This is a genomic window from Chryseobacterium cheonjiense (genome assembly GCF_012927265.1).
In the GTDB taxonomy this organism is placed as follows: Bacteria; Bacteroidota; Bacteroidia; order Flavobacteriales; family Weeksellaceae; genus Chryseobacterium; species Chryseobacterium cheonjiense.
In genome coordinates this window covers 60,482-84,167 of the sequence record NZ_JABBGF010000003.1, presented here as the reverse complement: position 1 = coordinate 84,167, position 23,686 = coordinate 60,482, and the positions used below count along the sequence as shown (strand labels likewise).

The 23,686-nt window shown below is 35.7% G+C and carries 24 protein-coding genes; 15 read left to right on the top strand and 9 right to left on the bottom strand.

The window, feature by feature from the left end:
* Positions 1 to 12: 12 nt before the first annotated feature.
* The 3 genes from HHL20_RS15225 to HHL20_RS15215 are packed head-to-tail and all read right to left on the bottom strand — an operon-like array spanning position 13 to position 2,754.
* Complete coding sequence (locus HHL20_RS15225) at positions 13 to 714, bottom strand: tRNA1(Val) (adenine(37)-N6)-methyltransferase (RefSeq protein WP_169232054.1); 702 nt, start codon at positions 712 to 714, stop codon at positions 13 to 15.
* Positions 714 to 2,168, bottom strand: a complete 1,455-nt coding sequence (locus tag HHL20_RS15220; RefSeq protein WP_169232053.1) for a sensor histidine kinase — start codon at positions 2,166 to 2,168, stop codon at positions 714 to 716. Before HHL20_RS15220 ends, HHL20_RS15225 begins: the two co-directional genes overlap by 1 nt.
* The gene (locus tag HHL20_RS15215; RefSeq protein WP_169232052.1) at positions 2,149 to 2,754 is read right to left on the bottom strand and encodes a riboflavin synthase; all 606 of its coding nucleotides are present in this window, start codon (positions 2,752 to 2,754) and stop codon (positions 2,149 to 2,151) included. The genes HHL20_RS15220 and HHL20_RS15215 overlap by 20 nt, the downstream gene beginning before the upstream one ends.
* Before the next feature lie 49 nt (positions 2,755 to 2,803).
* Between HHL20_RS15215 and pdxA the strand changes: the two genes are divergently transcribed.
* From pdxA to HHL20_RS15155, 12 genes are all read left to right on the top strand, one after another.
* A complete protein-coding gene (pdxA, locus tag HHL20_RS15210) occupies positions 2,804 to 3,895 on the top strand; it encodes a 4-hydroxythreonine-4-phosphate dehydrogenase PdxA (protein WP_169232051.1) in 1,092 nt (363 codons plus the stop codon).
* An 84-nt stretch (positions 3,896 to 3,979) separates the two neighbouring features.
* Positions 3,980 to 4,504, top strand: coding sequence for a YceD family protein (locus HHL20_RS15205; protein WP_169232050.1), 525 nt, complete (start codon positions 3,980 to 3,982; stop codon positions 4,502 to 4,504).
* Between the two features lie 59 nt (positions 4,505 to 4,563).
* Complete coding sequence (rpmF, locus tag HHL20_RS15200) at positions 4,564 to 4,767, top strand: 50S ribosomal protein L32 (RefSeq protein WP_034746606.1); 204 nt, start codon at positions 4,564 to 4,566, stop codon at positions 4,765 to 4,767.
* A 127-nt stretch (positions 4,768 to 4,894) separates the two neighbouring features.
* A complete protein-coding gene (gene accB / locus HHL20_RS15195) occupies positions 4,895 to 5,380 on the top strand; it encodes an acetyl-CoA carboxylase biotin carboxyl carrier protein (protein ID WP_169232049.1) in 486 nt (161 codons plus the stop codon).
* Between the two features lie 84 nt (positions 5,381 to 5,464).
* The gene (gene accC, locus HHL20_RS15190) at positions 5,465 to 6,820 is read left to right on the top strand and encodes an acetyl-CoA carboxylase biotin carboxylase subunit (RefSeq protein WP_169232048.1); all 1,356 of its coding nucleotides are present in this window, start codon (positions 5,465 to 5,467) and stop codon (positions 6,818 to 6,820) included.
* 308 nt (positions 6,821 to 7,128) lie between these two features.
* Positions 7,129 to 8,382, top strand: coding sequence for an ornithine--oxo-acid transaminase (rocD, locus tag HHL20_RS15185; RefSeq protein WP_169232047.1), 1,254 nt, complete (start codon positions 7,129 to 7,131; stop codon positions 8,380 to 8,382).
* A complete protein-coding gene (locus HHL20_RS15180) occupies positions 8,379 to 9,167 on the top strand; it encodes a glycosyltransferase family 2 protein (protein ID WP_169232046.1) in 789 nt (262 codons plus the stop codon). Before rocD ends, HHL20_RS15180 begins: the two co-directional genes overlap by 4 nt.
* Positions 9,168 to 9,259: 92 nt before the next feature.
* On the top strand, positions 9,260 to 9,925 hold the full coding sequence (locus HHL20_RS15175) for a polysaccharide deacetylase family protein (protein ID WP_169232045.1): 666 nt from the start codon (positions 9,260 to 9,262) through the stop codon (positions 9,923 to 9,925).
* A 19-nt stretch (positions 9,926 to 9,944) separates the two neighbouring features.
* Positions 9,945 to 10,706, top strand: a complete 762-nt coding sequence (locus HHL20_RS15170; protein WP_228463202.1) for a glycosyltransferase family 2 protein — start codon at positions 9,945 to 9,947, stop codon at positions 10,704 to 10,706.
* A gap of 4 nt (positions 10,707 to 10,710) precedes the next feature.
* Positions 10,711 to 11,703, top strand: a complete 993-nt coding sequence (locus tag HHL20_RS15165) for a glycosyltransferase family protein (RefSeq protein WP_169232044.1) — start codon at positions 10,711 to 10,713, stop codon at positions 11,701 to 11,703.
* Entirely contained in the window at positions 11,703 to 12,890 is a 1,188-nt protein-coding gene (locus tag HHL20_RS15160; RefSeq protein ID WP_169232043.1) for a glycosyltransferase, read from the top strand. The genes HHL20_RS15165 and HHL20_RS15160 overlap by 1 nt, the downstream gene beginning before the upstream one ends.
* Before the next feature lie 3 nt (positions 12,891 to 12,893).
* Positions 12,894 to 14,138, top strand: coding sequence for a glycosyltransferase (locus tag HHL20_RS15155; RefSeq protein ID WP_169232042.1), 1,245 nt, complete (start codon positions 12,894 to 12,896; stop codon positions 14,136 to 14,138).
* 56 nt (positions 14,139 to 14,194) lie between these two features.
* On the opposite strand, the gene HHL20_RS15150 is transcribed toward HHL20_RS15155, so the two are convergent.
* From HHL20_RS15150 to HHL20_RS15130, 5 genes are all read right to left on the bottom strand, one after another.
* Positions 14,195 to 15,457, bottom strand: coding sequence for a glycosyltransferase (locus HHL20_RS15150; RefSeq protein ID WP_169232041.1), 1,263 nt, complete (start codon positions 15,455 to 15,457; stop codon positions 14,195 to 14,197).
* Positions 15,458 to 15,469: 12 nt separating this feature from the next.
* Positions 15,470 to 16,123: a glycosyltransferase family 2 protein gene (locus HHL20_RS15145; RefSeq protein WP_169232040.1), complete on the bottom strand. Its 654-nt coding sequence runs from the start codon at positions 16,121 to 16,123 to the stop codon at positions 15,470 to 15,472.
* Positions 16,124 to 16,125: 2 nt separating this feature from the next.
* Positions 16,126 to 16,926: a glycosyltransferase family protein gene (locus HHL20_RS15140; RefSeq protein WP_169232039.1), complete on the bottom strand. Its 801-nt coding sequence runs from the start codon at positions 16,924 to 16,926 to the stop codon at positions 16,126 to 16,128.
* A gap of 85 nt (positions 16,927 to 17,011) precedes the next feature.
* The gene (locus HHL20_RS15135) at positions 17,012 to 17,356 is read right to left on the bottom strand and encodes a phosphomannose isomerase type II C-terminal cupin domain (protein WP_034689333.1); all 345 of its coding nucleotides are present in this window, start codon (positions 17,354 to 17,356) and stop codon (positions 17,012 to 17,014) included.
* A 184-nt stretch (positions 17,357 to 17,540) separates the two neighbouring features.
* Positions 17,541 to 18,935, bottom strand: coding sequence for an MAC/perforin domain-containing protein (locus HHL20_RS15130; protein ID WP_169232038.1), 1,395 nt, complete (start codon positions 18,933 to 18,935; stop codon positions 17,541 to 17,543).
* Positions 18,936 to 19,174: 239 nt separating this feature from the next.
* Here HHL20_RS15130 and gltX point away from each other — a divergent pair, with 239 nt between their 5' ends.
* Together gltX and HHL20_RS15120 are read left to right on the top strand one after the other, a co-directional pair.
* A complete protein-coding gene (gene gltX / locus HHL20_RS15125) occupies positions 19,175 to 20,905 on the top strand; it encodes a glutamate--tRNA ligase (RefSeq protein ID WP_169232037.1) in 1,731 nt (576 codons plus the stop codon).
* Between the two features lie 52 nt (positions 20,906 to 20,957).
* Positions 20,958 to 21,914 carry an acetyl-CoA carboxylase carboxyltransferase subunit alpha gene (locus HHL20_RS15120; protein WP_169232036.1) on the top strand — a complete coding sequence of 319 codons (957 nt, stop codon included), beginning with the start codon at positions 20,958 to 20,960 and terminating at the stop codon, positions 21,912 to 21,914.
* 58 nt (positions 21,915 to 21,972) lie between these two features.
* On the opposite strand, the gene HHL20_RS15115 is transcribed toward HHL20_RS15120, so the two are convergent.
* Positions 21,973 to 22,680, bottom strand: coding sequence for a DUF6759 domain-containing protein (locus tag HHL20_RS15115; RefSeq protein ID WP_169232035.1), 708 nt, complete (start codon positions 22,678 to 22,680; stop codon positions 21,973 to 21,975).
* Positions 22,681 to 22,825: 145 nt separating this feature from the next.
* Here HHL20_RS15115 and tsf point away from each other — a divergent pair, with 145 nt between their 5' ends.
* Positions 22,826 to 23,650 carry a translation elongation factor Ts gene (gene tsf, locus HHL20_RS15110; RefSeq protein ID WP_169232034.1) on the top strand — a complete coding sequence of 275 codons (825 nt, stop codon included), beginning with the start codon at positions 22,826 to 22,828 and terminating at the stop codon, positions 23,648 to 23,650.
* The last annotated feature ends 36 nt before the right edge of the window (positions 23,651 to 23,686 follow it).

The following is a 23,686-nucleotide window of genomic DNA, read 5'->3' as shown; positions in this document are numbered from 1 at the left end:
TAATACTAAAATCTAACTTTCTTTTTTAAAAACATGAAACTCTTTGGTGAGTTCAAGATATTGGTCCGAGTATTGTCTCGGACTTTTTTCTATAATCAATTCAGATTCTTCCAGTCTTTTTTCAGACTTGGAAAATTCAAGAACCAGCCTTTTTACTTTTGAATTTTCAATTCCTTTTACAATAATTTTCCGCACTAAATACATTCCACTTTCATACGCGGTCGTCATGAAATTATTTCCCGCTTCAGCCGGAATAATTACCGACAAAATTCCTTTCTTAGAAAGCATCTGTGAAGACTTTACAATTAGCTGACGAAAATTCAATTCTACGGTCTGCCGGGCAATTTTGTCCTTTTCAGAATCAGAGACTTCAAAATATGGAGGATTAGAAACAATAAGATCAAATTCCTGCTCCGTTTCAAAATCTTTGAAATCCTGATGAATATTTTTTAACCTTGAAAAAAAAGGTGCATTTTGAAAATTAACTTTCGTGAGTTCTGCAGCATCCTTATTAATGTCAATTCCCAAGAACTTCGCTTCAGGATTCCGCTGGGCAAGCATTAGAGAAATCAGGCCCGTTCCTGTTCCGATTTCAAGAACACTGAAGGCATTTTTAACATCCGCAAGAGCACCGAGCAGGACACCGTCAGTTCCCACCCGAAAAACATTTTTCGACTGCTGAATGGTAAATTGTTTAAAGCTAAAAGGTTTCACTATAGGTTTGTAGGCAAAGTAATGGTAAACGTAGAACCCTTTCCAACTTCAGATTTTACGGCAATTTCACCTTTATAGTCTTCTACCATCTTTCTGACCATGGATAATCCAAGGCCCATACCGCTGTTTTTAGAGGTAAAATTAGGCTCGAAAATTCTTTCGTAAATATTCTCAGGGATGCCTATTCCGTTATCCTGAACAGAGATCATCACTCTTCTCTGATGCTGTTCTACATCAACATTAATAATTAATTTCCGCTCATCACTTTCTGCCTGTTTTGCATTGGTAACAAGGTTGGTAATGATCCTGGACAGATAAATCCTGTCCATATTAATCATAATATTATTTTTATTGGAATGCATAAAAATGCTGTCGTCATTAAAAACGCGGAGAATATCTTCCACTTCATTATTGAGGTTAATGATCTCGTTATTTTTTTCCGGAAGCTTGGCAAATTCAGAAAATGCCGATGCTACAGTAGCGATAAGGTCGATCTGGTCTACCATCGTTTTGCTCATCTGCTTCACTTTTTCCCTTACGTTAGGATCTTCAGGATCAAATTTTCTTTCAAAATTCTGGATGGTAAGCTTCATGGGCGTCAGCGGATTTTTAACTTCGTGAGCTACCTGTTTGGCCATTTCTCTCCAGGCTTCTTCCGAAGCCTTAAAACGAAGCCTCTCTTTCTGATCCTGAATTTGAAGAATCATCCTGTTATAAGCTCTTGCCAAAGCATTTAGTTCATCGTTTTTATAATAACGGATCGGCCGCATTTCATTTTCAAATAGTGTAATGCGGGTTATCATATCAGAAAATTTCGTGATATTTTTAGCAAGACTATTTGACATCACCCAGCTAAACCATACACTGAACAACATCAGAAAAACATCAACAAGGATAATGTATTTCACATACGTATTAAGAACATCCAGATAGGCAGATTCATTGTGATATAAAGGAATATACACGATAGCAATAGGCTCAAGATCATTATTTTTCAGAAGCAGGTAAGACGATGTAAGCACAGCATCTTTAGAGGCGTCGTACCCTTTTATGTCTACCCTTGCATTTGTTGCTAGAATCCTGTTTACAATCGTAATAGGAACCTTCTTCTGCTCAACAAGGCTTTCATCTTTATTTGAAAGTAAGTAATTTCCTTTTAAGTCGTATAAAATTATGTCGTGCTGATTGATATCTGCAATTTCGAAAATTTTATTATCAAGAAGAGTGGGAAGATCTTTTGTCTCGGTATGTTTCATGCTCACTGCATAATCAAGGTACCGGATCACTGCTCCCGTTTTTTCCTGCATATCAATTTTGCTTTTCGTCATAGAATTTTCCCTTAAAACAAAATAAGGAACTAGCGAAGAAGCCACTACACTTAAAAGACATACCAATAAGAATCCGAAAAAAACACGGTTTCTTAAGCTATATCCTTTATACATAATCATTGACATTCTGTTTATTAATTAAACTAGCAATATACTTACCAATTATATCGAATTCTAAATTAACTTTGTCACCTTTTTTCAGATACTGCATATTTGTAAAGTCCCAAGTATACGGAATAATAGCAACGGAAAACTGGTTGTCCTGACTTTTTGCAACCGTAAGACTGATCCCGTTTACGGTAATGGAACCCTGAGGAACCGTTACGAAACCTCCGTTACTTTCGTACGCTATGGTAATAAAGTAACTTCCGTCTTTATTTTCAATGCTTACTACTTCACCGGTTTTGTCAACATGGCCCTGAACAATGTGCCCGTCCAGCCGCCCGTCCATTTTCATACAACGTTCAAGATTTACCACGGTGCCCACTTTCCATTTACCGAGGTTTGTTTTTTCCAGCGTTTCATTGATTGCAGTTACGACATATTGATCTCCTTCAATCTTTACAACCGTAAGGCAGCAACCATTATGCGCTAAGCTCTGATCAATTTTCAATTCGTTCGTGAAAGGGCATGTTAATGTAAAATCAATATTGCTTCCGTTTTCTTCAATCTTCTCAATTACTCCTACCGCTTCAATTATTCCTGTGAACATATTATTTTTTGCTAAATTTGTAGTTTATTAATCTTCAAAGATAATCAAAATGAGCCCAAAAAACCATAAAGTACGAGTAGGAATTTCAATAGGAGATTTCAACGGCATCGGTCCCGAAATCATTATGAAATCCCTTACAGACAAAACCATTACGGATTTTTTCACCCCTGTAATTTTTGGTTCGGGAAAATTATTTACCTATCAGAAAAACATTTTTAAACTGAACCTGAACTTCAACTACATTAATGAAGCGTCACAGGCTCAGGCCGGAAAGCTGAATATGGTGAATCTGGCAAAGGAAAACTCTGTAGTAGAACTGGGTACTCCAACGGAGGAATCTACCAAAATGGCCATTGATTCTCTTGAAGCCGCCACGGAAGCCTTATTAAAAGGAGAAATTGATGTACTGGTAACAGCACCCATCAATAAAGATGAAATGGTAAAAATGGGCTTCAAACACGCCGGGCACACAGGGTATTTTGAAGAAAAGTTCAACAAAAAAGGACTGATGTTCCTGGTAACGGAAGATTTAAAGGTAGCTGTTCTTACGCACCATATTCCGATTGCTGAAGTTGCTGAAAATATTTCCAAAGAAAAAATTAAAAAGCAGATCAGGGTTTTAAATCAGACTTTAATTGAAGATTTTAATATTTCAAGGCCTAAAATTGCGGTTCTTGGGCTGAATCCGCATGCGGGTGACGGAGGCGTGATCGGAAAAGAGGAAATTGAAATCATTGCTCCGGCTATCAAGGAACTTTCAGATAACGGAATTCTGGCATTCGGACCTTTCCCGGCAGACAGTTTTTTCCAGCCGGGAAAATATAAAAGCTTTGATGCGGTTTTGGCAATGTACCACGATCAGGGTCTTGCCCCGTTTAAAACATTAGCTTATGAAGAAGGGGTAAACTATACGGCAGGCCTTCCCTTCATAAGAACATCTCCTGACCACGGAACAGCGTATGATATTGCCGGTAAAAACATAGCCGATGAGCAAAGTTTTACCGAAGCCATCTTTACCGCGATTAAAATTTTCAGGAACAGAAGTGAATATAATGATTTGATGGCCAACCGACTGCAGCCGAGAAAAATGGCTGTAGATAACGGAATAGATGAAGATTTGCCGGATGAATCCGAAGGCTAAATCTTTAATATGGATTTTAAGTTAATTTGTTTTAGAAATTATTTGTTATTATAAAAAAATTGCATATTTTTGCACACTCATTTTATGGACAAGTTAAGAAACTATGACGTAAGCTTTTCCGGGTTGAAAACCGGCAGGCACGTGTTCAGGTTTGAGATAGATAAAGAGTTCTTTCAATTATTTGATACTGAACAGGAATTTACAAATCCCAGAATCTCAGTAGATGTTTTACTTGACAAACATTCTACATTTCTGGAGTTTGAGATAAAAGTAAAGGGTACGGTAGAGCTTGTTTGTGATATTACAAACGAAAATTTCGACCATGCCATTGAAAATGAGATCAGGGTATTGGTGAAATTCGGGGAAGAATATGACGACAGTGAGGAAGATGTTATTACGATTCCTTCCAGTGATCATGCTTTCAATGTTGCGCAATTAATTTATGAAAATGTTGCACTCTCCATCCCGATGAAAAAGATATCACCGAATGTAAGTGATGAAGATCTGGAAATCCTTGAGAAGTTCAGTCCAAAAGAAAATGATGCAGAAGAAGAACATGAAAGTGACCCTAGATGGGACGCACTGAAAAATTTGAAGAATAAAAATTAAATAGTTTAATGATGAGATGATGAATCTCATCGCTCATCAATTAAAAAAGTTATTAGAAAATGGCACATCCAAAGAGAAGACAATCGTCTACAAGAAGAGATAAGAGAAGAACTCACTACAAAGCTGTAGTTCCTCAATTAGCTAAAGATGCAACAACAGGAGAGCTTCACCTATACCACAGAGCTCACTGGCATGAAGGAAAACTTTACTACAGAGGTAAAGTAGTATTGGAAAAAGAAGTAACAGCTACTGAAGAAAACTAAGAGTCGTTTTTCACTGGAAAACACTCGTTTTAATACAAAAACCGCCCGATTTTTATAAAATTTGGCGGTTTTTTGTTGTTTTTTACGATTTTTTGGTATCTTTGACCCAAAATCAAATATCAAATTTATGGACATTAAAGACATACAAAATCTTATTAAGTTTGTATCTAAAGCAGAAGTTTCTGAAGTAAAATACAAAACTAAAGATTTCGAAATCACTATTAAAACTCCATTAGCGGGTAGCGAAGTTGCTTATGCTCAACCTGCAGTTTACCACACTGCACCTCAGCAGGTAGCTGCTGCGCCTGCGCCGGCTTCTGCTCCTGCAGCTGCCCCAGCCGAAAAAGCTGAAGCAGCATCTGATGACAGTAAATATGTGACCATCAAGTCTCCAATGATCGGAACTTTCTACAGAAAACCATCTCCCGATAAAGATGTATTTGTAAATGTAGGTGACGAAGTTTCTATTGGCAAAACAGTTTGCGTAATCGAAGCAATGAAACTATTCAACCAGATCGAATCCGAAGTAAGTGGAAAAATCATTAAGATTTTAGTGGATGACGCTACCCCTGTAGAGTACGACCAACCTTTATTCTTAGTAGATCCATCTTAATTATATAATTGATTAATGATGATTGACAATTGATTGTAAATCAATTTCAAATTCTCAAATTTTCAAATTTAAAATAGCATTAAGATGTTCAAAAAAATATTAATTGCCAATCGTGGCGAAATTGCAATGCGTATTTTACGTACTTGTAAAGAAATGGGGATCAAAACCGTAGCAGTTTATTCAACTGCAGACAAAGACAGTCTTCATGTAAGATTTGCAGACGAAGCGGTTTGTATAGGTCCTGCAATGAGTAAAGACTCCTATCTTAAAATTCCTAATATTATTGCTGCTGCAGAAATTACCAATGCAGACGCCATTCACCCAGGTTACGGTTTCCTATCAGAAAACGCTAACTTCTCAAGAATCTGCCAAAAAAACGGCATCAAATTCATCGGTGCTACTCCTGAACAGATTGAAAAAATGGGAGACAAAGCAAATGCCAAAGCAACCATGAAAGCCGCAGGTGTACCTTGCGTACCGGGTTCAGACGGTTTGATTGAGTCTTATGAAATCGCTGCAACAACTGCTGAGGAAATTGGTTATCCGGTGATGATCAAAGCTACTGCAGGAGGTGGCGGAAAAGGGATGAGAGCCGTTTGGAAAGCCGAAGACCTTAAAGATCACTGGGAATCTGCTATCCAGGAAGCTGTTGCAGCCTTCGGAAATGGAGGAATGTATATGGAAAAACTGATTGAAGAGCCGAGACATATAGAAATCCAGGTTGCTGGAGACCAGTTTGGTAAAGCTTGTCACCTTTCTGAAAGAGACTGTTCGGTTCAGAGAAGAAATCAGAAACTTACGGAAGAAACTCCTTCTCCTTTCATGACGGATGAACTTCGTGAAAAAATGGGAGAAGCTGCTGTAAAAGCTGCTGAATTCATTGGATATGAAGGTGTGGGAACCATTGAATTCCTTGTAGACAAGCACAGAAATTTCTATTTCATGGAAATGAATACAAGAATCCAGGTAGAACACCCGATCACTGAGCAGGTAATTGATTATGACCTGATCAGAGAACAAATTCTTCTGGCTGCGGGAACTCCAATTTCAGGAATCAATTATTATCCGAAATTACATTCCATCGAATGCAGAATCAACGCAGAAGATCCTTACATGGATTTCAGGCCTTCTCCGGGAAAAATCACAGGATTAAATATTCCGGGAGGACATGGTGTAAGAGTAGATACTCACGTTTATTCAGGATATACGATTCCTTCTAATTACGATTCCATGATTGCAAAACTCATCACAACGGCACAGACCCGTGAAGAAGCGATTGCAAAAATGAGAAGAGCATTGGAAGAATTTTATATTGAAGGGGTGAAAACTACGATTCCTTTCCACAGACAGCTGATGGATAACGAAGCTTATCTTTCAGGAAACTACACTACAAAATTCATGGAGGATTTTGTAATGGACAGAAAGTATGACAATCATTAATTGATTTGTATATAATTTGTAACCGCCTTTAAAAAGGCGGTTTTTTTATGCGTCAGATCTAAACAATTGTTAAATTCTGAGTTTTGTAAAGGTCTGACTGAAATTTGACATTTTAATTTTAAATTAAGGAAAATTTAATTTTTATATTTTAAAGATAGAATAACTATAACAGATTATCTGTATAAGAAATATTTTCTGATTCAGTTTTAGAAGCGGCTTAAAAGTTCTTAAATTCCCTTTATTTTCAGCACAGGATTTCTGTTTAGCTATCTCATTTATAATGTTTACATTTGCGCAAAATCAAATATATGTCAACAGCAGAAATAGTTAAAGATTCACAATATTTTATCGATCTTGAAGACAAACATGGTGCTCACAATTACCACCCTCTTCCCGTTGTGCTGGACAAAGGAGAAGGCGTTTTCGTCTGGGATGTGGAAGGTAAAAAATATTATGATTTCTTATCTGCTTATTCCGCTGTAAACCAAGGACATTCACACCCAAAAATTGTAGAAGCTCTGGTAGAGCAGGCTAAAAAACTGGCTTTAACATCAAGAGCTTTTTATAACTCAAAACTGGGCGAGTATGAGCAAAAGATTACTGCTCTTTTTGGGTTTGATAAAGTATTACCGATGAACTCCGGAGCCGAGGCTGTGGAAACCGCTGTAAAATTGGCCAGAAAATGGAGCTATGAAGTAAAAGGCATTTCAGAAAATGCTGCTAAAATTGTTGTTTGTGAGAATAACTTCCACGGAAGAACAACCACTATTGTTTCCTTTTCAAACGATCCGGATGCCAATCAGAATTACGGACCTTTTACTCCGGGATTCATAAAAATTCCATACAATGACCTTGCTGCACTGGAAGAAGTTCTAAGCAGGGAGTCAGATAATATTGCTGCATTTCTGGTTGAGCCGATCCAAGGTGAAGCGGGAGTTTACGTTCCTGATAACGGCTATCTGAAAAACGCTTCTGAATTGTGTAAAAAAAACAATGTTCTTTTTATTGCAGATGAAGTTCAGACAGGAATTGCAAGAACAGGTCAATTGATTGCATGTCATCATGAGGACGTACAGCCGGATATTTTAATTTTAGGAAAAGCCCTTTCCGGTGGAATGTATCCTGTTTCGGCAGTACTGGCCAATAATGAGATCATGAATGTCATAAAACCCGGCCAACATGGCTCTACCTTTGGAGGAAATCCTGTTGCCTGTGCTGTAGCCGTTGCCGCACTGGATGTTGTAAAGGAAGAAAAACTGTCTGAGAGAGCTGAAGAGCTTGGAAGATTATTCCGTTCCGAAATTGAAAAAGTAATCGAAAAGACCGATCTTATTACCAAAGTAAGAGGAAAAGGATTGCTGAATGCTATTTTGATTAATGATACTCCGGAAAGTTCTACAGCCTGGAATATCTGTTTACAATTAAAAGAAAACGGACTTCTGGCCAAACCAACCCACGGAAATATCATCAGACTGGCACCACCATTGGTGATTACGGAAGAACAGCTTCTAGACTGTGTAAAAATTATTGAAAAAACCATTCTTTCATTTCAGCAGAAATGAAACTTTCACTAGCAGTTATTACTTACAATGAACAGGATAATATTGTAAGGCTTTTCAACTCAATTTCGGAAATTGTTGACGAAATTATTGTCGTAGACAGCTTTTCAACAGACAGAACCAAAGAAATCTGCCTGCAGCATTGTCCTAAAATACAGTTTTTTGAAAAGAAATTTAACGGATATGGTGAGCAGAAAAACCATGCGCTCGGGCTATGTTCCGGCGAATGGATTCTTTTTCTTGATGCTGATGAAGTTCCTGATGAAGAATTAAAACAATCTATTCAGAAAGTAATATCTCAGCAAAATCCTGAATTTTCAGTTTATCGGGCAAAGTACAATAATCATTTAGGCATTCACCTGATTAAATTCGGAGGATGGGGAGATGTTTGCAAGGAAAGACTTTTCAGAAATGGTTCTGCAAAATATTCTGACGATAAAGTACATGAGTTTTTAGTAACTCACGAAAAAGCAGGCATCCTGGAAGGAAAAATCAACCATTACACGTATAAGAATATTCATCATCATGTTACGAAAATCAACAGGTATTCTGATATGATGGCTGAAAAAATGTTTGAAAGAGGCAAAAAGATCAACCGTTTCAAAATTATCATCAATCCTATTTTTGTATTTATAAAAGTTTTTATTTTTAAATTTGGTTTTCTGGATGGGTTTCCGGGCTTCTATATAGCTAAAACTATGTCGTATTATACTTTTCTAAAATACATCAAACTGTTTGAAAAAATACGGATGATAGAATTGGAGCAAAAATACGGCAACTTTTTATGATATTTTATTTAATAATTATTATAATTCTCTTTCTGTTTCTGTATTTCCGGATTTATCTTTTTCTTTTTCCGAAAAAACGGCTGATCATTTTAATGTATCATCAGATCATGGAGGAAAGTAATGATGATCTCACGGTAAGCCTCAAAAATCTCGAAGAACAGTTCAGCTATTTACAGCGAAAAAATTATACTTCAAAATTTTTCAGCGAACTTAATATTCCATCTCGACGAAGCATTGTTATTACCTTTGATGACGGCTATAAAAACAATGAAACATATCTCCCTCCCCTACTGGAAAAGTATAATCTGAAAGCCACCATTTTTATACCCACAGAATTTATCCTGAAAGGATATAAAGAAAACAAGATGATGTCTTTTGAAGAAATTCGGCGGCTGAACAGAAAATATTTTGAGATTGGTCTCCACAGCCACTCTCATCAAAACTTTAAAACCGTTTCTGCAGATTTTATAGAAAATGATCTTAAAAGAAACATGCAGATTCTCGATAAAGAAAATATAAACTATTCTAAAGTCCTTGCTTATCCCTACGGAAAGTATCCTAAAAAGAATTCTGACAAACAGGCTGTTTTTTCAGTTTTACAGCGTCTTAATATTCTTTATGCCGTAAGAATCGGAAACAAAATTAATTCGTCCCCCTACCATAAACCTTATGAATTATGCAGAATCGATATTAAGGGGAAAGACACGCTGATACATTTCAAATTAAAACTTATCTTTGGAAGATTAAAAATGTTTTAGGAAAGAAAAATTAATTGGAATGGCAGAACAGGTTATGATGAATGTAAGTGGCTTAATCATAACGTATAACGAAGAAAAAAACATTCAGGAAGTATTGGAGTGCTTTGATTTCTGTGACGAGATTATCGTGGTAGATTCATTCAGTACGGACAAAACAATAGAAATTGCAAAGCAATTTTCTAAAGTAAAAGTAATTCAAAATGCGTTTGAGGACTTTACAAAGCAAAGAAATATAGCTTTGGACGCCGCAAAAAATGATTGGGTATTATTTCTGGACGGAGATGAGAGAATCACTACGCCTTTAAAAAAGGAAATTCTGGAAGAATTAAATAGCCCTGTTCAGAAAGATGCTTATTATTTTTTCAGAAAGTTCTATTTTGCCGGGAAACCCATTCATTACTCCGGAACACAAACCGATAAGAATTTCAGGCTTTTCAGAAAGTCTAAAGCGAGATACATCAGTGGAAAAAAAGTTCACGAAACGCTGCATGTAAACGGAAGCATAGGGATAATGAAAAATAAACTCCTGCATTTTTCCGTTAATGATTATGAATCCTATAAAACAAAAATGCTTCACTACGGTATTCTGAAAGGGCAGGAACTGGCAGCCCGTGGAAAAAAATACAGTCGTGCAGCACAATATTCAAAAACAGCCTTTAAATTTTTTAAGGCATACATTTTGCGTTTAGGTATTCTTGACGGAAAAGAAGGCTACCAGCTTTCTTATTTACAGTCCTTAAGTGTTTTTGAAACTTATGAATCATTAAAAGGAGCAAACTAACTGAATGAAAATTTGTGTAATTAGTTTCGATTTCTGGGGATACGACCACTATATAGTTGATGCTTTACGTTCTAAAAATATAGATGCCCATCACATTAAAATTGGCGATGTAACCCATTCTAATTTTAGTGAAAGGGCAACGAATGCAGTAAGTAAAATTTTCCTTAATAAAAACCTGAAAACAGAAAAAAGACAACGGTTTGTTACCGAGGCTCTTGAAAAACTGGGATATCAGGATCAGATTCTTGTGATGAATCCTGACACGTTTGATCTGTCTACGCTTCAGGAAATCAGAAAATATACCGCCCGTCTTATCACCTATCTTTACGACAGCCTTGACCGTGTGGTGGTAGATGAAAAAAAACTTGATCTTTTTGATAAAATTTTTTCATTTGATATCGCCGATGTAGAAAAATACGGCTTCGAAAAACTCACTAATTATATATATCTTCCGTCTTGCCCATGCGAAAAACAAAAGCCTGAAATAGATCTCTTTTACATTACATCTTACGACACTAAAAGAGTAGAATTCATCAAGCTGCTTACCAAAAGATTACTCCAGATACAGGCTAGATTTCAGATTATTATCATCGGAAAAAAGGGATGGAAACATCAATTGAGAAATGCGTTTTTTAAGATCCCTGAAAATCTCCATATTATCTTCAGTATTAAAAAAATAAGTCATAAAAAGCTTCCGAAATATTATAAAAATTCGCGAGCTTTGCTTGACCTTACCCGTGAAAACCAATATGGTCTTAGTTTCAGGGTTTTTGAAGCCATGGCTTTGGAAAAGAAAATTGTTACTGATAATGAATTAATTAAAAGCTATGATTTTTACAATCCTCAGAACATTTTAGTTTTGAACGAAACATGCAATAACCTGGAAAAATCTTTTTTTGAGACCCCGTATGAAAAAGTTCCGAAAGAGATTTATAACAGATATACCTTGGATTATTGGACGGATAAAGTCTTCAGGCTCAATGAAAAAACTCAATAATGGGAATTATAAAGAAAATAAAAAAACACTTTGAAAGAAAAGAAAAACTCAAAATTTTAAATACACAGGAGATTGTTAACATAACATCTTTTAACCCTTCAAAAAGAACTATTTTATTTGCATCAAGAGATATTCCTTCCCATGATAAGGATTCCGGGTCCAACAGGCTCAAAGAAATTATTATGATCTATAAAAAGGCAGGCTTTAATTGTATTCTTTTTGCTCCTCATATTTTTGAAGATAATTCTTATGTACAATTTTACCAGCAGCACGATATCATTGTATTTGTAGAAAACACAAAATATAAAAACATTTACGAATTTCTTACTCATTTTAAAAAAGTAAATTATGTCTGGTTTAACGGACCGCTTGCATTGAATTTATTCTATAAAAAAATAAAAAACATTCTGCCTTCATCAAAATTCATCTATGATATGGTGGATATTCATTTTTTACGCTTTAAAAGAGCTATTGAGCTTGAGCCAAACCGTATTTCGTTAAAGAAAAACTTCAAACACTTCTATCGTTTAGAAACGGTAATTGCACCTCAACTGGATTATATTATTGCCATTTCCGATAAGGAAAAAGACATCATGCGAAAATACGCCGATGAAGAAAAAATTCTTACCATTTCCAATATACACTATCCTAAAATTGATATCTCCGAAAGGAATGATTTTGAAGCAAGTAGCGGAATTATATTTATAGGATCCATTCACGAGCCGAACATTGATGCCGTGAAGTTTCTGTATGAAAAAATAATGCCTCTGGTATGGAAAGAAAATCCTGAACTTGAAGTAAGCGTAATAGGAAACGTTGCAGAAAAGCTCGATTTGAAACAATATCCAAAATTTAAGTTTTTAGGATTTGTGGAAAGTATTGAGGATCATTTTATGAAATCTAAACTGATGGTGGCCCCATTACGTTTCGGGGCAGGAGTGAAAGGAAAAATAGGCCAGGCTTTCGAATATTTCCTGCCGGTAGTCACTACCGACATCGGGGCCGAAGGCATGCAGCTTTTAAATGAAAAGAATGTCCTCATCGCTAATGATGAGAAATCCTTTGCAGAAGCCATTATCCAGCTGAATAATGACGAAAAGCTATGGGGTACGCTCTGCGAAAACTCGGCGGACAGCCTGAAGCCTTTTTCAGTAGAACAAATAGAAGGAAAAATAAAAAATTTATAACCTATGCAGCTCAGTGTAAATTATCACGGATTTTTTGACGGCCAGTTCGGAATTGCTGAGGCAACAAGAGTTAATGCCATTGCCATGGAAAATGCAGGCATTAAAGTCAATAGAATCAATTATTCTGCAACTACTCTTGAAAGAATAACAAACGATGCTGAAAAGAAACTTGACGCACCTGTTAACATTTTTCACATCAACAGCAATGTAACCTACGAATTCTTCTCTAAAAATCAGGATATTCGTCTTTCCGATTATTATAATATTGTTTACTGGGCATGGGAATTTCCAGAAGTATCAGATAAAACAGCAGAATTTTTAAATATATTTGACGAGCTATGGGTGCCAAGCGATTTTTGTGTTAATATCTTCACAAAATACACCGGAATTCCGGTGATCCGCTTTTCACACCCCATTCAAAAATTTAACCCTTCTCAAGAATTTGACCGGAATGAATACCTCATTAAGCCGGAAGCTAAAATATACATCACTATTTTTGATTCATTAAGTACTACGATTAGAAAAAACCCTGAGGGTACGATCAGTGCCTTTCTCAATATTTTTGAAAATGATTCTGAAAACATTCTCATTGTAAAAACCCACAATCTCGAAAGGAGTAAAGATGCTGCTAAAGCATTAGAAAAATACAGCGGTATTTCAAATGTCATCATCATTAATGAGCATTTTTCCAAAGGAAAACTTCACTCCCTAATTCAGCAATCTGATGTGCTAATCTCACTTCACGGCTCAGAAGGCTTCGGATTAACTTTGGCCGAAGCCATGTCTTACGGAAAAATTGTAGTTGGAACAGGTTACTCGGGAAATTTGGACTTCATGAATGTAAACAACTCTTTTTTAGTACGTTATAATTTAATTAAAACCTCAAATACAAAAGGATTGATTGAAGAAGGGCTTACCCTGGCTAAACCAGACGTTTCCGATGCCGCAGAAAAACTTGAGTATATTAAAAATAATTTTTCCAATTTAGGTAAAATAAGAGATAATGCAGAAGCGCATATCAGAGATCATTTTTCTGTGGAAACAATAGGAAAATTATTTGAAATAAGATTATCTTTTATTAGCCGGTTAAAGAAAAAGGAAAGCAGCGGCAATAATGCAGACACTATTTTTTATCTGGCAGAGATCGATAAGCTGACCAGGAGAGTTCATTATCTCGAAAAGACACTATACAATAAAATAAGGAAAAAGATCAATATTTTCTTAAAAAAAATAAAAGGAAAAAAATAAAAGTGCAGCAAAGTATTACACTTTGCTGCACTTTTATTTTACTGATAATAAATTTGTTATTTCTTCTGCTTTCTGTTTCTAAAATACATTTTAATTTTGTAAACAGCTTCTATAAGTTTGCTCTTTTTATAAATTCTAAGATCTTTTTTTAGGCTGATATTTTCAGCATACATGGAAATGAGTCCCGATCTGCTTTGTACAATTTTTTGGTCTTCGATGATCTCTTCACATCTTTTTTTGATCATGCTTCCAATTCCGGCAAGAGAAAAATGATTTCTTATCGTTGCCTGTCCTTGATCTGCTTGCTTTTTAACGGCTTCTCCCCCACTGTATATTTTTTTCAAATATTCTGAAGCTTCATCTAAAGATGGCTCCGACCATATGGTCTCAGAGTTGTAATTAAGATCATCTGATCCATAAGAAACTTTTTGTGCTTTTACCAGAAAGCTGTTTTCATCATTCATGAACTGTAAATTCCCTGAATAACCCGTACCAATTGTTGGTTTACCGAAATACATCGCCTCGGCCATTGTAAGCCCGAAACCCTCCGACCGATGTAAAGAAATATAGCTGTCACATCGGCTGATGATATAATTCAGAACATTTTTAGCAAAAATTTTCTCAACAATTTTTATTTTTCCCGAATCTCCTACAGCCTGTATAATCTGATCTTTCTCGGCAGAAAACTTTTCCGACTTCGAGGTTTTGATCGTTAAAAAAGCATTATTATCCCAGCCTTCAAAAGTGCTTCTGAAAGTCTGAATTAAATTGATCACATTTTTTCTTTCAATAGAACTGTTGTAATCGAAAATAAACAGAAAATTGAACATTTCTTTATTATAAAAATGTTCTGCATCGGTATCATAGGTAGGCTTTAATTCAATATCGATAGGATGAGGAATAACTTTTATAGGCAATGCTATAAACTTTTCAAGACATGTTTTACAATACTCGGAAGGCGTCCACACCTCATCAAAGAGGTTAATGTTAACAATATAATCTCCCGGCAGTGTTTCGGATTCCCATGCTACATAAAGAATATTATATTTTTCTTTAAATAATGAAGAGTCGAAATATTCAAAAAAATGTACGATTTCCGTTGTTGACGGGGAAACCTGTACCAAATTTATAGGATGGGGCGCATCCTCCGAAAACTCCGTGAAAGTATGATCATTAGTATTGTGATTTGTCTTTACATCATAATTGAGGATACTTAAAGGAAGTCCCGCAGCCTGAATTGCCTTACAATTCAGACGGGTAGCTTCGGCGATACCAAATTCCCCAGTAATAAATCCAAAAACATTGATGCCTGTATTCATGATTTTATTTTTTTAATCTTCAAGTGTTTCGTAGAAATCGTTCTGTTTTTTCTGTTTTTCAAAATTTTTTTTATGAATCAGAGATAAGCGGTAATCTTTCGGAATTTCTGTAAAATTTTTATTTCCGAAAAGTACTTCATGTACTTTATTTTTCCAGAATATTTTTTTATTATTCTTGAGAATTCTTGCTTGGTAATCAGGGAAATTAATATATCCTTCATTATTCAGGTTCCAGCCCATTTTATCTACATAATCCTGAGTAATTCCTTCTACGATATTAATTCTGGGAACAAAAAATACGTCCACGCTTTTTTCTTTCTTCAGATAAGGCTTTAACGTTTTAATAACATGTTCTGTTGGATATTCATCCGCATCAATCTGAAAAAGATATTGAGAAGTTGCTTTCTCAATCAGTTTATTTTTAAAGGCAGCAAAGTCGCCATTCAGTTTTGCTTTAAGCAAAATAATATTGCTGTAATTTTCAAGCAGTTGAGACACTTCCCTATTTTCATTGGTAATATCCTGAAGTACAATAACCTCATCATTTTTGTCAATTAATGGGAGAAGAGTATCCAGTAAATATTTTAATTCTCTGGTTTCATCATTGACTGTAATTCCGTACGTGATGGTAATAAATCTGCTTGAAATGCGTGAAAGTAAGCTCATAATCAGTTATATATTATAGGGTAATTCCCGGAAAAATGGATAAAATAATTTTCAGCGATAATTTGGTTTACATAGTCTTTGTAGGCTTTTGTGGGATACATGCAGCTACCAGTTTTTTTGTAATAATATTTCAGAAAAAATCGAGGAAGCTTTTGTTCTTTCTCTAGTATTGAATTGCCTTTATCTGTTCCTTTTATCTTATATAAGATTTGGGTATTAAACTCAATCGGCAACGCTTCAAACCAATTATTGATCTGGGAAAAATAGGCAAAAGGAGTTTCTTCAAAACTATTTAATTCGCCTTGGTTATGGTCTGAAAAATAGTAATCTTTAAAGATTTCTGCAACTTTTCCTGGCCGAAAGATAAAAACTCCTCCGTTAATACTTCCCTCAAGCAGCTCATTATTTTCAAAATGACGGTCTGTGAAATATATTTCATTGGTTTCCTCAAGAATTCTTGGGATGTGCCCCCAGGTTTTGTTAAACTCTTCTGTTCCTCTCGGATCAAGGATTGCTCCAAAAAACTTATTTTCAGGAAGATAATCAAAAGCAGAAGGTGCCTTTTCTGAAATTACAATATCCAGATCCATAAAAAGAACCATATCATATTCTTTAGTTGCATCAGGAATCAATAACTTTTGAGACAAAAGCGGACGGTGAAATTTGTCATCCAGCGGTTGATTAATAATTTTAATATCTGCGCCGCACTTCCGTGCATACATTTCAAACTGTGCTTTGCTTTTATCGTACATTTTTCGGTACTTCTCACCTACGATAAAAAGGCAGATTGCTTTTCTCATCATGAATTATTTGGCTACAAAAATACATTTAAAAAAAATATGAGCTGTATGAAATTCACACAGCCCTTCAGTTTGCTATTATTTAGAATCAATTTCTATCATACTCATCCTCAATCCTCACAATATCATCTTCCCCGAAATAGGTTCCTGTCTGCACTTCAATAAAGACAACAGGCTTATCGGAAAGGTTCATCATCCGGTGTCTGGCTCCCAGCGGAATGAAAATACTTTCACCATATTTCAGGCTGATTTCCTTATCATCAAGAACAACAGTAGCGTCGCCCTCAATAATGGTCCATTGCTCCTGTCTTTTGTGATGATATTGATATGATAATTTCTGTCCCGGGTTTACTTCTATTCTTTTTAGCTTATAATTCGGTTCATCTGCCAAAACATAATATTTTCCCCAAGGTCTTTCGCCTATTTCTAACATAATTTTTTATTACAAATTTAAATATTTAAGCATTTAAAAAAACCAAAATTACATAATCTTTTTCAGTTGTAATAAAAAAGAAGGAGACTGTTTTACAGCCTCCCTATGTTTGATTCGATTGCTTTTTACACAGATTTATAAAATGTCTAAATAAATCACTTTATAATAGCATCCAATAAAAGTTTTAATAAGCATAAAAAGGAATACCTTCAGATACATATCCATTTGGTGTGCCCGGATAAGTACTGTAGTAATGATCTCTCTGGCTTCCGCTATAGAATTGGTAAATAGGCTTTTTAGAACTATCCATTGTGGCGTAGAATGCAATTCCCTCATATGTATAATTCCATGGCGTACCCGCGTAAGTTGAGTAATAGTGATCTCTGTCGCTTGCACTATAGAACTGGTAAACCGGAACTGTATTCGGTGCCTTATAACTATATACTTTAAACTGTTCACCTTCCGCCTGATAATTATAAGGTGTTCCTGCATGTGTTGAAAGTAAGTGATCTCTATCAGCTGGGCTATAAAATCCATAAACAGGTACAGGTATATAATCTAAAAACACTTTATTATCAATCAAATATTGATCTACATAAGCTTTTAATGCAGCCTTTTTAGCAGGATCTTTTACCAAATCATAGATAAATACAAGACCGTTTTGCCCAAAATCAACCAAAACAGAGTTGTTTACAGTCGAGCTGCTCTGCCAGTTAGAAATATTAATTTTTGTAGTCGGCTGTTCTAGATTAATTTCACCAATTAAACCTTTTGAAGGATCTCCTCCTCTCGTTCTATACCATAATTTGCTAGAGTAATTCTTATAAGATTCTGATGTATTTACATCATTGGTAACGTTTACATCAAAGACTTTATCCATACCTACTTTAACTCCGATTCTCGCAGCACGTTCACGATTTTCGTTAGTCGTTTCTGATTGGAACATAATATCCATTTTAGCTCCGGTATAAATATCGGTCATGACATGAGTACCATAATCTTGCACAATCTGCTGAGGTGTTTTCGTTTGTAAATCTTCAGTGAATTGAGTTGTGAGATAATTACTAAGCATATCTATAGTTGCATTGAAATTTACTCTTTTGCGTATAATAGTGAGGTTATAGCTTCCATAAATATATTTTGCATCGAATTTATTGTTTGTAGTTACTGCAGAATTAAAACCTACAGAAATACTTTTTTTAAACAATGAAAATCCGGCAGTAACATCTACTTTTGTTGAAATCATTTTAGAATAACTTTCTGCATTCTCACCATACTCTTCCTTATATTCCTGGGAAGATATTATATTTTCATCTACTCTATTTTGTTCCGCTTTAAGTTTTTCAACATCAATAACCTTAGCCCCTGCTGACGTAGCATTAGCATATTCCCCGGCAGCATTATAACCGTGCCCTAAAACATCATAAATGCCATCACCAGAATATTTCGCTGCTGAAATGTTGCTTCTTGAAGCTTTTGTACTTTCTACATTGGCATTGTTATCAAGTTCTTCAACTGAACATGAAGTCATAAAAACCAAAGGTAGAGCACTTAAAAAAAGTGCAAATTGTCTTTTCATAGTATAATTTTTATCTGCACAAAAATATTAATCATTATTTAGTGATAAAAAACTGAGGTCCTGATTTTTATCATAAAACAGTGAAAAAAAATATAAGGTATTATTTACCAAACCATTGCATTTAAAAAAAATATTGTTGAATAAAAAAATCATACAGATGAACAAAACTTAAAATAAAAGAAATTTAGAAATTTCTACCTTTATAATTTTAACTAAATTTGCACCAAATATTATTTACAATGGAGAAAGTAAGAGTACGTTTCGCTCCGAGTCCTACAGGACCATTACATTTGGGAGGCGTAAGAACCGCATTATATGATTATCTTTTTGCTAAAAACCAGGGTGGTGAATTTGTATTGAGAATTGAAGATACCGATACCGCCAGATACGTGGAAGGCGCAGAAGAATATATAGAGGAAGCCCTTGAATGGTGTGGGATTATAGCCGATGAAAGCCCTAAAAAAGGAGGGAAATTTGCTCCGTACCGACAATCTGAAAGAAGAGATATTTACGATCGTTATACAGAGCAAATCCTAAAAACGGATTATGCCTATATCGCTTTCGATACAGCTGAAGAACTGGACGCTACACGTGCAGAGTACGAAGCAAAAGGTGACGTTTTCTCTTACGACAACAAAACAAGGAACCAGTTACGAAACAGCCTGGCTCTTTCTGAAGAAGAAGTAAAGAAGCTGCTCGACGAAAAAACGCCGTATGTAGTAAGATTCAAAATGCCGGTAGACCGAACGCTGAATCTTGAAGATATTATCCGCGGAAAATTTTCTGTCAATACCAACACTTTAGATGATAAAGTGCTGGTAAAAAACGACGGGATGCCAACTTATCATTTTGCCAACATCATCGATGACCACGAAATGGAAATATCCCACGTGATCCGGGGTGAAGAATGGCTGCCATCTTTGGGCCTGCATACTCTGTTGTACGAAGCTATGGGTTGGGAAGCTCCCCAGTTCGCACATCTTTCTTTGATTTTAAAGCCGGATGTGTCAACATTAATTAATAAAGAAAATATTGACAGTATTACAAAATCTTTCTCTGAAGAATTTGTAACTAAAAACAGTGAATTTTCTTTTGACGAATCTGCAGAACTTATTAAATCTTTCTTTTCAGAAGTAAAAAGCCCAAGATTCAAATCTATGTTGGGAGAAAATGAAAAAGATAATGCTTTAACTGCTGCTGTAAAACAATTTTTAAAGAAGGGACTTTCCGGAAAATTAAGCAAAAGAGACGGCGATAAATTCGGGTTCCCGGTATTTCCTCTGAATTTTACGGATTATGCAACAGGAAACGTTTCCAAAGGATACAGAGAAAGCGGATATCTTCCTGAAGCATTCATCAATATGGTGGCTCTTTTAGGCTGGTCTCCTGCGGACGATAAAGAAATTTTATCTCTGGAGGAAATGGCAAAAGAATTTGATTTAAATAAAGTTCATAAAGCCGGGGCAAGATTCAGCAAAGAGAAAGCAGAATGGTTCAACCACCAGTATATCCAGCAAAAATCTGATGAAGAATTGCTTGAAATTTTAAAAAGTTCAGACTTTAACACAACACTTTCAGATGAAAAATTACTGAAAATAATTTCATTAATGAAGGAAAGGCTGACCTTTGTGAAAGATCTTACACTGGATAACGAAAAAGGAAAATTCTTTTTCGAAGCACCTGTTTCTTATGATGAAAAGGCAGCAAAAAAAGCATGGAATGATCAGACTTCGGTTATTTTAGGAGAATTAGCTTCGGATTTGGAAAATACAGAATTTATTGCCGAAAACCTGAAGCAGGCTGTTCATGATTTTGCCGAAAAGAAAAGCTTGGGAATGGGGAAAGTGATGATGCCTTTGCGTCTTTCGTTGGTTGGAGAACTTAAGGGCCCTGACGTACCGGACATCATGGAACTTCTTGGAAAAGAGGAAACTATCTCCAGAATAAACAATGCGATCAATAATTTTTAAATAGATTCATATAATTTTTCATAAATTTGAAAGATTTAATTTACTTCAAGAAATGGAATATTTAAGTTTCGAACTTCCTATCAAAGACCTGATGGATCAACTGCAGACCTGTTCTTTAGTAGGAGAAGAAAGTGGTGTTGATGTAAAATTAGCATGTAGCCAAATCGAGGATAAGATTTTAGAAAAGAAAAAAGAGATCTACGGAAATCTTACGCCTTGGCAAAGAGTACAACTGTCCCGTCACCCGGATCGTCCTTACGCATTGGATTATATCAACGGAATGGCAGATAAAGGCAGTTTCCTTGAACTTCATGGAGACAGAAATTTCGCTGATGACCCGGCAATGGTAGGTGGCTTACTTACACTGGACGGACAAAAAGTGATGGTAATCGGTACCCAGAAAGGAAGAACAACAAAAGAAAGACAACACAGAAGATTCGGAATGCCGAATCCTGAAGGATATAGAAAAGCCCTGCGATTGATGAAACTTGCCGAAAAGTTTCAGATCCCTGTTGTAACGTTAGTAGACACACCGGGAGCATATCCGGGACTGGAAGCTGAAGAAAGAGGCCAGGGTGAAGCCATCGCAAGAAATATTTTTGAAATGGTTCAGCTTAAAACGCCAATCTTCACTTACATCATCGGTGAAGGAGCAAGTGGCGGCGCATTGGGAATCGGAGTAGGTAATAAAGTATACATGCTTGAAAATACCTGGTACACCGTAATCGCTCCGGAAAGCTGCTCATCCATTCTCTGGAGAAACTGGGATCATAAGGAAGATGCTGCCAATGCATTGAACCTTACCCCGAAAGATGCTTTAAGAGAGAAATTCATTGACGGAATCATTGAAGAGCCTCTTGGAGGAGCCCACTACGATCCGGCAGCTACTTTTCAGAATCTGAAGACTTCTATTTTACAGAATATCAAAGCCTTCGCAAAATTCACAGGACAGGAACTTGAAACCCAAAGGCAGGATAAATTCATTGCAATGGGTCAATTTAAAGGATAAAAATAAAAATCGGATGAGAAATTCTCATCCGATTTTTATTTTTATATTCTAAAATTTATTAGTCTTCCCTTAAATTCAGCTCGATCTCAATATCTTTATTGATCTTCTTTAAAGATGAATATTTTGCATCACAAACCATTGTTGTAAGAATGTATTCTCCTTTTTCCACAAGCAGGAAATTCTGGCCGTTGGCAGGAACATCAAGGTTATAATATTTTTTACCGTTGATCTTTACAATCAGGTTACATTTTGATCTATTCTTGATATTAATGTATGCTTCCTTATCCATAGGATCATTATTAAACAAGTGCGTAAGCATTGCGGCAGTTTTTTTATTCTGCTCACTCGCTCCTGATTTTTTACTTGTTGCCCCGCCAACACTGGCGTAGTTAACTGTTCTTTCAGGTGTTGCACTACCGGTATTAGCAGCAATAGCTTTACCTTTGTTAAGATTATTGTTATCAATGACCATTTGTTTGATCTTATCTTCACTCAGCGCTTTTATCGTAGGCTTGGCTTCGGGAGAGTTGTTTGCCATAACGATCTGCATAAGCTTTCTCTTGAAATAATCGGTTTTGGCGTGTCCCGGGTTCTGTTTCAGAAATCCTGCAACCACTCTTGCTTCAGCCGTAGTTTCCGCATCATTTTCGGTATAAATAATTGCCGTTTCTTTTTCTACAATAGCTTTCGATTTTGTTTTTTTCTTTTTCTGTGAAAAACCAAGGGCAAATACGCATAAAAATATAAGGAGAAGTATTTTTTTCATTAAAGAGACATTTAAAATTTTATTAAATATATAAATAACGCAAAAAGTCATTTTTTAGTTTATCATTAAAATCATTATCTTTGCATCGCTTTAAAATTAAGCTAAAAATTAATACTAATCTTAAATAAAAAAAATAATAGATATTATGTCTTATACACCAGCTGCTGCAGACGTAGCAAAATTGAGAAACCAAACAGGTGCAGGTATGATGGACTGCAAAAAAGCTTTAGTAGAAGCTGAAGGAGATTTCGAAAAAGCGGTAGATATCCTTAGAAAAAAAGGACAGAAAGTGGCTGCAAACAGAGCAGACAGAGAATCTACTGAAGGGGCAGTGATCGCAAGAGTAAACGAAGACAACACTTTAGGTGCTGTTATTTCATTAAACTGCGAAACTGACTTCGTTGGTAAAAACGAAGCTTTCATTGAACTGGCTTACGAACTAGCTGAAATGGCGATCTTTGCTGCTACAAAAGAAGAACTTTTGGCTACAGATTTCCACGGAATTACTGTTGCTGAAAAATTAGTTGAGCAGACAGGTGTAATCGGTGAAAAAATTGAGATCGGTGCATTCGAAAGAATTGAAGGGCCTTTCTTAGGAGCTTATATTCACGCTGGAAACAAAATCGCTGCGATCACTTCACTTTCTGCTAATGTAGAAGGAGCTTCTGAAGCTGCTAAAGCTGTTTCTATGCAGGTAGCTGCTATGAACCCTATCGCTCTTGATGAAACTTCTGTTTCTCAGGCAACAATTGATAAGGAATTAGAAATTGAAAGAGAACTTCTTATTAAAGAAGGAAAACCTGAAAATATTATTGAGAACATCCTTAAAGGTAAAATGCAGAGATTCTACAAAGACAACACTCTTGTACACCAGTCTTTCATTAAAGACGCAAACATGACTGTTGCTGACTATGTAAAATCTGTAAATTCAGATCTTAAAGTAACCGGATTTGTAAGAGTAAGCTTATAATCCTTTTTTGATTTAAAATACAGATCCCGGTGAATA